Origin of the sequence: Rhizobacter sp., from assembly GCA_021153565.1 — a bacterium.
Taxonomy (GTDB): domain Bacteria; phylum Pseudomonadota; class Gammaproteobacteria; order Burkholderiales; family Burkholderiaceae_C; genus Albitalea.
Genome location: JAJKJU010000369.1, coordinates 20,368 through 27,943 on the forward strand (window position 1 = coordinate 20,368; position 7,576 = coordinate 27,943).

Annotated in this window: 7 protein-coding genes; 6 read left to right on the forward strand and 1 reads right to left on the reverse strand. The window is 61.1% G+C overall.

Annotation, left to right across the window (positions count from 1 at the left end; genetic code table 11):
- The first annotated feature begins 107 nt into the window (after positions 1-107).
- The 6 genes from pstC to phoR all read left to right on the forward strand — a co-directional run bounded on the left by pstC (position 108) and on the right by phoR (position 5,727).
- Positions 108-1,085, forward strand: coding sequence for a phosphate ABC transporter permease subunit PstC (gene pstC / locus AC30NL_RS22715; RefSeq protein WP_489466259.1), 978 nt, complete (start codon positions 108-110; stop codon positions 1,083-1,085).
- Complete coding sequence (gene pstA, locus AC30NL_RS22720; RefSeq protein WP_489466252.1) at positions 1,082-1,954, forward strand: phosphate ABC transporter permease PstA; 873 nt, start codon at positions 1,082-1,084, stop codon at positions 1,952-1,954. The genes pstC and pstA overlap by 4 nt, the downstream gene beginning before the upstream one ends.
- Positions 1,955-1,969: 15 nt before the next feature.
- Complete coding sequence (pstB, locus tag AC30NL_RS22725; RefSeq protein ID WP_489466253.1) at positions 1,970-2,755, forward strand: phosphate ABC transporter ATP-binding protein PstB; 786 nt, start codon at positions 1,970-1,972, stop codon at positions 2,753-2,755.
- 12 nt (positions 2,756-2,767) lie between these two features.
- Positions 2,768-3,475, forward strand: a complete 708-nt coding sequence (gene phoU / locus AC30NL_RS22730; protein WP_489466254.1) for a phosphate signaling complex protein PhoU — start codon at positions 2,768-2,770, stop codon at positions 3,473-3,475.
- Positions 3,476-3,488: 13 nt separating this feature from the next.
- Positions 3,489-4,190, forward strand: a complete 702-nt coding sequence (gene phoB / locus AC30NL_RS22735; RefSeq protein WP_489466255.1) for a phosphate regulon transcriptional regulator PhoB — start codon at positions 3,489-3,491, stop codon at positions 4,188-4,190.
- A gap of 178 nt (positions 4,191-4,368) precedes the next feature.
- Positions 4,369-5,727, forward strand: coding sequence for a phosphate regulon sensor histidine kinase PhoR (phoR, locus tag AC30NL_RS22740; RefSeq protein WP_489466256.1), 1,359 nt, complete (start codon positions 4,369-4,371; stop codon positions 5,725-5,727).
- A gap of 66 nt (positions 5,728-5,793) precedes the next feature.
- On the opposite strand, the gene AC30NL_RS22745 is transcribed toward phoR, so the two are convergent.
- Positions 5,794-7,458, reverse strand: coding sequence for a hypothetical protein (locus tag AC30NL_RS22745; RefSeq protein ID WP_489466257.1), 1,665 nt, complete (start codon positions 7,456-7,458; stop codon positions 5,794-5,796).
- Positions 7,459-7,576: the final 118 nt, after the last annotated feature.

The window sequence follows — 7,576 nt, forward strand, 5'->3', positions numbered from 1 at the left end:
GCAGCAGATAGATTCGACCGGCGCGACCCGCAGGACCGCGCCGCTTACGCCCGCCTGGAGACATCGTGGCCGCTACACTTCCCGCATCCCACTACGAAAAGAACGAGATGCAACGCTCCGATCCGATGGGGCGGCCGCCCGCGATTAGACGAGTGGTACCCTGGGCCGATAGGCTGTTTTCGGTTCTTGCCCACGGGGCCGCCATCCTCACGCTCGTGCTGCTGGCGGCCATCATCGGTTCATTGACAGTCGGTGCATCGCCCGCCATTCGCGAGTACGGGCTGAGCTTCCTCTGGCGCAGTGAGTGGGATCCGGTCAAAGACCAGTACGGTGGTCTCGTGATGATTTACGGGACGCTTGCCACGTCCTTCATCGCGTTGTTGATTGCAGTGCCGGTGAGTTTCGGTATTGCCCTTTTTCTCACCGAGCTCTCCCCCGGCTGGCTGCGCCGGCCGCTGGGCGTGGCCATCGAACTGCTTGCCGCCGTCCCGTCCATCGTCTATGGCATGTGGGGTCTGCTGGTATTCAGTCCGGTGCTGTCCCAGTACGTGCAGCAACCGATGCAGCTGCTCTTCGGCAATGTTCCGGTATTGAAGGACTTGGTCTCAGGTGCACCGGTGGGCATCGGCATCTTGTCAGCGGGCATCATCCTCGCCATCATGATCATTCCCTTCATCGCCGCGGTGATGCGCGACGTATTCGAAGTTACACCAGCGATGCTCAAGGAGTCGGCCTACGGGTTGGGCGCGACGACCTGGGAAGTCGTATTCAAGGTCGTGCTGCCCTACACCAAGACTGGTGTCATCGGCGGCATCATGCTGGGGCTCGGCCGTGCGCTGGGTGAAACGATGGCGGTCACCTTTGTGATCGGCAATGCCAACCAGCTCAATGGGCCGTCCTTGTTTGAAGCGGCGAACAGCATCACCTCGGTGTTGGCCAATGAGTTCGCGGAAGCGGGCGATGGTCTGCACCAAGCCTCTCTGCTGTATCTTGCGCTCGTCCTGTTCTTCGTGACCTTCGTGGTGCTCGGACTGTCCAAGCTGCTGCTTGCTCAATTGCGCAAGGGTGAAGGAGTCGCGGCATGAGCAAGCTCACCCCGAGCATCGATTCCAGCCGCATCGCCAAGCATCGCCGCCGCAAGGTGGTCAACGTCGTCGCCCTCACGATGTCGATGGCGGCCATGGCTTTCGGGCTGTTCTGGCTCATCTGGATCCTGATCGAGACCATTCGACTGGGCGTGGGCGGGCTGTCGTGGAGCGTCTTCACTGAGATGACACCACCGCCGCAAGCCGAAACCGGCGGGCTCGCCAATGCGATCTACGGGTCGTTGCTGATGGTGGTGCTGGCTACCTTGGTCGCCACACCCATCGGAATCCTCGCAGGCATCTACCTCGCCGAATATGGGCAGAAGACGTGGCTCGGAAGCGTCACGCGATTCATCAACGACATCCTGCTCTCGGCACCTTCGATCGTGATCGGCCTTTTCATCTACGCGGTAATGGTGTCGCGAGCCAAGAGTTACTCGGGCTACGCGGGCATCATGGCGCTCGCGCTCATCGTGATTCCGGTCGTCATTCGGACCACCGAGAATATGCTGACGCTGATCCCGAACGCCTTGCGCGAAGCCGCCTACGCGCTTGGCACGCCGAAGTGGAAGGTGATCCTCGCGGTAACGCTCAAGTCAGCACAGGCGGGCGTGATGACCGGCATCTTGCTGGCCTTTGCGCGCGTCGCAGGCGAGACTGCACCGCTCATCTTCACGGCCCTGTCGAATCAGTTCTGGTCGTCCGACTTGAGTCATCCGATGGCGAACCTTCCGAACACGATCTTCAAGTTCGCCATGAGTCCCTACGAGAACTGGCAGAAGCTGGCGTGGGCGGGGGTGTTCCTGATTACGCTCGGCGTTCTGGCGCTCAATATCCTCGCGCGGGTGATGTTCCGCAAGAAGCACTGAAAGAAGTATCTAGCCATGGACGCAAGAGTCGAACTACCGGTGACCGAAAAGCCCAAACTGTCGGTGCATGATCTGAACTTCTATTACGGGAGTTTCCAGGCACTCAAGCACATCAATATGGACATCCCGGAGAAGAAGGTCACGGCCTTCATCGGCCCATCGGGCTGCGGTAAGTCGACGCTGCTGCGCACCTTCAACCGCATGTTCGAGCTGTATCCCGAGCAGCGCGCGGAAGGCGAAATCATCCTCGACGGTGAGAACATCCTCAGTTCCAAGCAGGACGTGTCGCTCATCCGCGCCAAGGTCGGCATGGTCTTCCAGAAGCCCACGCCCTTTCCGATGTCGATTTACGACAACATCGCTTTCGGGGTGCGCCTGTTCGAGACGCTGCCGCGAATAGAAATGGACGAGCGGGTGGAATGGGCGCTCAAGAAGGCAGCGTTGTGGAACGAAGTGAAGGACAAGCTGAACCAGAGCGGGTCGGGCTTGTCCGGCGGCCAGCAGCAGCGGCTGTGCATTGCGCGCGGAATCGCGATCAAGCCCGAGGTACTGTTGCTCGACGAACCCTGCTCGGCGCTGGATCCGATTTCGACCGGCAAGATTGAAGAACTCATTCACGAACTGAAGAGCGACTACACCGTGGTCATCGTCACTCACAACATGCAACAGGCGGCCCGCACGTCCGACTACACCGCCTACATGTACCTGGGCGACCTGATCGAATTCGGTCCGACATCAGACCTCTTCATGAAACCCAGGAAGAAGGACACTGAGGACTACATCACCGGACGTTTCGGCTAAGGACGGGCAATCATGAGCGACAAGCATCTTTCCACCCAATTTGACGCCGAACTGAGCGGCATCTCCACGCGGGTGCTCGAAATGGGCGGACTGGTCGAGTCACAAGTGGCGCAGGCCATTTACGCGCTTACGAATTTCAGCGGCGAGACGGCATCGCAGGTGCTGACGCAGGAAGAGGTCGTGAACGCGATGGAAATGGAGATCGACCACGATCTGTCCACCATCATCGCGCGGCGCCAGCCGACGGCGCGCGATCTGCGTTTGCTGATTGCCATCAGCAAGACGATTGCCAATCTCGAACGCGTGGGTGATGAAGCTGCCCGCATTGCGCGCACGGTGCAGCGCCTCATCAACAGTGGCGTATCCAGCCGCATGCGTCTGCCGGTGAACGATCTTGCCTACGAGTCTGAACTCGGGATCAAGCAGTTGAGAAAAGCGCTCGACGCTTTCGCCCGACTCGATGTAGAGCAGGCCGTTGAGGTGCTCAAGCAGGACGACCAGATCGACCAGGAATTCGAAGGGCTGATGCGCAAGCTCATCACTTTCATGATGGAAGACCCTCGGACGATATCGTCCAGCATCGACCTGGTGTTCGTTGCCAAGGCCATCGAACGTGTGGGTGACCATGCGAAGAACCTGGCCGAGGTGATCATCTATGTCGTGAAGGGCACCGACGTTCGCCACAACCCCGTCGCGACCGTTGAGAACATGGTTCGCTGAAGGAGCAGATGCGATGAGTCGGGTTCTTGTGGTTGAAGACGAATCGGCCATCGCCGAACTGATTTCAATCAATTTGCGCCATGCAGGTTACAAGGTGACCATTGCTGGCACGGCCGACCAGGCGCAATTCGAGGTCGACCGCGTGTTGCCGGACCTCGTGGTGCTCGACTGGATGCTCCCCGGACAGTCTGGGCTCGCGCTCGCGAAGCGCTGGCGCAGCCAGGCCCGTACGCGTGAGCTGCCGGTGATCATGCTGACGGCGCGGGCGGAAGAGGCCGACAAGATTGCCGGTTTGGACGCGGGCGCGGATGACTATCTCATCAAGCCGTTTTCGACCAACGAACTGCTCGCTCGCATTCGTGCTGTGTTGCGGCGCAAGGCGCCCGAGGCACTCGACGCGCTGGTCGATGTGGGCGGGCTCAAGCTTGACCCAGGAACCCGCCGCGTGACCCGCGACGAACGCGAAGTGCGTATCGGGCCGACAGAGTTTCGCCTGCTGCATTTTTTCATGACCCACCCGGAGCGCGTCCACAGCCGCGCACAGTTACTTGATCGCGTATGGGGCGACCACGTTTTCATCGAAGAGCGCACGGTCGACGTTCATGTGAAGCGTCTGCGCGAGGCACTCGAGCCCGTCCAGTGCTCGCGGATGATCGAGACCGTGCGCGGTGCAGGTTACCGCCTTACGCAGCAGATGCAGGCTCTGTCGAACTGAGAGGCTGAGAGTTTTTCGATCATGCCCGCTCATCACGCCAAAAGGCCGCTGCTCGTCGTTGCAAATGCTCGCCATAGCACGAGCTATGTCTGCGCTTTGCGCCTAGATCAGCCGCCTTTTGACGTGCTGCTCGGACACGCTCGAAATACTCTCAGCCTCTGACCACGGCTGCTACGCGATGGGATGGCTTCTTCCTAGGTTGCTTGCCGGCGTGTTGGCGGTGATCGCTGCTGCACTGCTCGGTATGCTTATCGGCAGCTTTTTGCATTGGCCCGCTGTGGGCGCATGTGTGGGCGCAGGCACTGCCGCATTGCTCTACGGATTTGTCGACGCGTGGCGCGCACATCGCTTCATGAATTGGTTGCGCGCACAGAACGAAGGGCCGGCACCCCGTGATGCTGGGTTCTGGGGCGAGGTGGGCTATCGCGTCGAGCGATCGGTGCGCCTCTTGGAGCGGCGCGTCGAAACCGAGAACGCGCGGCTCGACCAGTTTCTCTCCGCCATCGAGGCCTCGCCCAACGGGGTGCTGATGCTCGACGAGAGCGATCAGATCGAGTGGTGCAACTCGGTGGCTGCCGATCACTTCGGACTTGATCCGCAACGCGACCGACGCCAGCGCATTACCAACCTCGTTCGGGCGCCAGCGTTCGTCGCCTATCTGCAGGCTGGCTCCTTCGAGGACGCGATCAGCTTCGCCGGCCCTGGGTCGCGCGGCACGATCGCGGTGCTGGTTCGACCTTATGGTGAGGGAATGAAGCTGGTGCTGTCGCAGGACATCACTGAGCGCGAGCGCAACGATGCAATGCGTCGCGATTTTGTAGCCAATGTCTCTCATGAAATTCGCACACCGCTGACTGTTTTGTCCGGCTTCATCGAGACCATGAGCAATCTGCCCCTGACAGAGGTGGAGCGTCGTCGCGTGCTGGAGTTGATGTCGCAGCAGTCGCTGCGCATGCAAACGCTGGTTGGGGATCTGCTGATACTCGCCCAACTCGAAGGCAGCCCGAGGCCCGCCGCGGACCGCTGGGCGAGCCTTCAGAAGATCCTCGGGCAGGTGCATGCTGATGCCGAAGCATTGTCATCGGGGCGGCACGTGCTGAGCTTCGACGATGCGAACGGGGTGCAGATCGCAGGTGCCGACAACGAGTTGCTGAGCGCTATCGCGAATCTCGTCAACAACGCCGTCCGCTATACGCCAACCGGCGGAAAGGTGTCGGTGACCTGGTTGGTGCGCGTCGATGGCGCCGGGGAACTGGAAGTGCGCGACAGCGGCATAGGCATTGAGCGCGAGCACATTCCACGATTGACCGAACGCTTCTATCGGGTGGACGGTAGCCGATCGCGCGACACGGGGGGGACGGGCCTGGGCTTGTCGATTGTCAAGCACGTGACCCAACGCCATGGCGGTGAACTGGAGATTGACAGTGAACCGGGCAAGGGGTCGAGCTTCAAACTCGTGTTTCCGGCGGCGCGAATTCGGTATGTCGAACTGGCAGCGGACCCGAGGCGCTCCCTCGACCGCATCAACGCGAGTTGACTTCATTGCTCGGGCAGTACCTGGTCGTCGGCATTCGCAGCGAATGTCCAGACCAACTGGCTACGATTACTGTGTCGGATTGCGGCGATAGATTGCCGTGAGTTCGTCCTTGTCACTGGGTCGTTGCTCGCGCGCCACCAGCGTCCACCCCGCGATCGATGTCCGCAGGTTGCTGGTCGGTTCGATGCGCAGGAGATAGTCACAACGAGAGAGCGGCGGTGCGTTGATTGCGTCGACTTGGTAGCCACCAAGGGACTCGAGCGCCGCGATCTGGCCACGCGGCAGGGCCCAGCCGTTGACGCACTGATTCTTAGGCACATGGCGCGCGATGCGATCGATCAGCGGCCGGTAGCTTCGGGCGTAGTCCATCATGGGCAACCAGAGGGTGGTCAGCAGCAGCCAGCACAAGGCGACACCACTGGCCGGCAGCACAAGGCTTTTCCACAAGGGATTGCGGTGCCGTCCCGCGCGCCATCGCACGAGCCAGATCCATGCGAGCGTGCCGAGCCCGGCGATCAAGAGAGCGATGATTGAAAAGCTCGAGGTGTAGCCCGACAGCCGACGCCCTACATTCACCGCAGGGGTGGCGGGAATGCCCGTCTGCAGTGAAAGGTAGACCACCCACATGCTGATGCTGCACACGCTAAAGAAGAACACCGAAAACCAGTCGACGGCAGCCGAGGTGCTGCGCTGCAGTGTCGGCAATGCGAACGACGCCAGGACCGCCAGTGGCGGGAGTGTGAGCATCAGTGCGCGATCCGAGCCGCCCATGGCGATGCATGCGGCAAGGCTGACCATAGCGCATCCAAGCGGCACGGCCAGATGCCGATGCAGCAGGTGATGCCGCCAGCGCCAGATCGTCCAGAAGGCGAGGGGCCATGCCGGCCACGGGAACCAGACGAGGAGCTTAAGCGTGGCAATGAACTGGGCTGCGGAGCTATACGCGCTCAAACGCCAGCCCCACGCACCGATCAGCCATGCCGCCCCCGCTGCCACCAGTGTGCTACCGATCACCCAGGGCAAGAATTCGCGACCGGTGGGTTGATCGCCTCGCCAGCAGATCAGCGCCCCCACGACGCCGAGCGAGATAGCCACGGCAGGGGCCCCGCTCGCAGCAAGAGCGGGCAATGCGAAGAGCACGGCCAACCTGGGCTCGATGCCTCTCATCGGTATGGCCGACAGTCCATAGAGGTACAGCGACACACTGGCCAGTTGCGCGAGTTCGGGCGTCGTCTCATGACCCAACTGCAAAAGACCCAGTGTCGCGATCAGGGCAAGCAAGGCACCATCGGCAATCGCACGAGCGTAGTCGATTGGATTGGCTTCACCGCCGAAGGCAAAGGGCAGGGGCTGCGCGGCGTCGGTTCTGGCGAGGTGGTAAGTGCTGTACCAGGTCAGCACGAGCACCAGCACAAGCAGCAGCGCAAATGGGAGGCGGGCGGCGAGCGGCGCCCCGAGCAAGGGGCCGAGCAGTTTGATGAACGCGGCGCCCAGCCAATACGGCAACAGAGCAGCGTCCGACGGCAGTCCACCCAGGGCTGGTGAGATCCATGAACTACGTCCGTCGACCATGCCGACCATGTAGCCGAACGCTGTAATGTCGGCATTTTTCCAGGGGTCGCGGCCAAAGACGCCTGGAATGACATAGGCGGCGCAGAAGAGAAAGAGCGCCAGTCGCGGTAAGCGCTGGGCTGCGCGGTGGGTGACGAGAGCAGGGTTCGGTGAGTTCAAGATGCCGTCTTCATGTCAGAGGCTGAGAGTATTTCGAGCGTGTCCGAGCAGCACGTCAAAAGGCGCCTGATCTAGGCGCAAAGCGCAGCCATAGCTTGGCTATGGCGAGCATTTGCAA

Bases quoted from the DNA above. Each gene is read 5' to 3' on its own strand.
- pstC (WP_489466259.1), top strand. From the start codon at position 108: ATGCAACGCTCCGATCCGATGGGGCGGCCGCCCGCGATTAGACGAGTG.
- pstA (WP_489466252.1), top strand. From the start codon at position 1,082: ATGAGCAAGCTCACCCCGAGCATCGATTCCAGCCGCATCGCCAAGCAT.
- pstB (WP_489466253.1), top strand. From the start codon at position 1,970: ATGGACGCAAGAGTCGAACTACCGGTGACCGAAAAGCCCAAACTGTCG.
- phoU (WP_489466254.1), top strand. From the start codon at position 2,768: ATGAGCGACAAGCATCTTTCCACCCAATTTGACGCCGAACTGAGCGGC.
- phoB (WP_489466255.1), top strand. From the start codon at position 3,489: ATGAGTCGGGTTCTTGTGGTTGAAGACGAATCGGCCATCGCCGAACTG.
- phoR (WP_489466256.1), top strand. From the start codon at position 4,369: ATGGGATGGCTTCTTCCTAGGTTGCTTGCCGGCGTGTTGGCGGTGATC.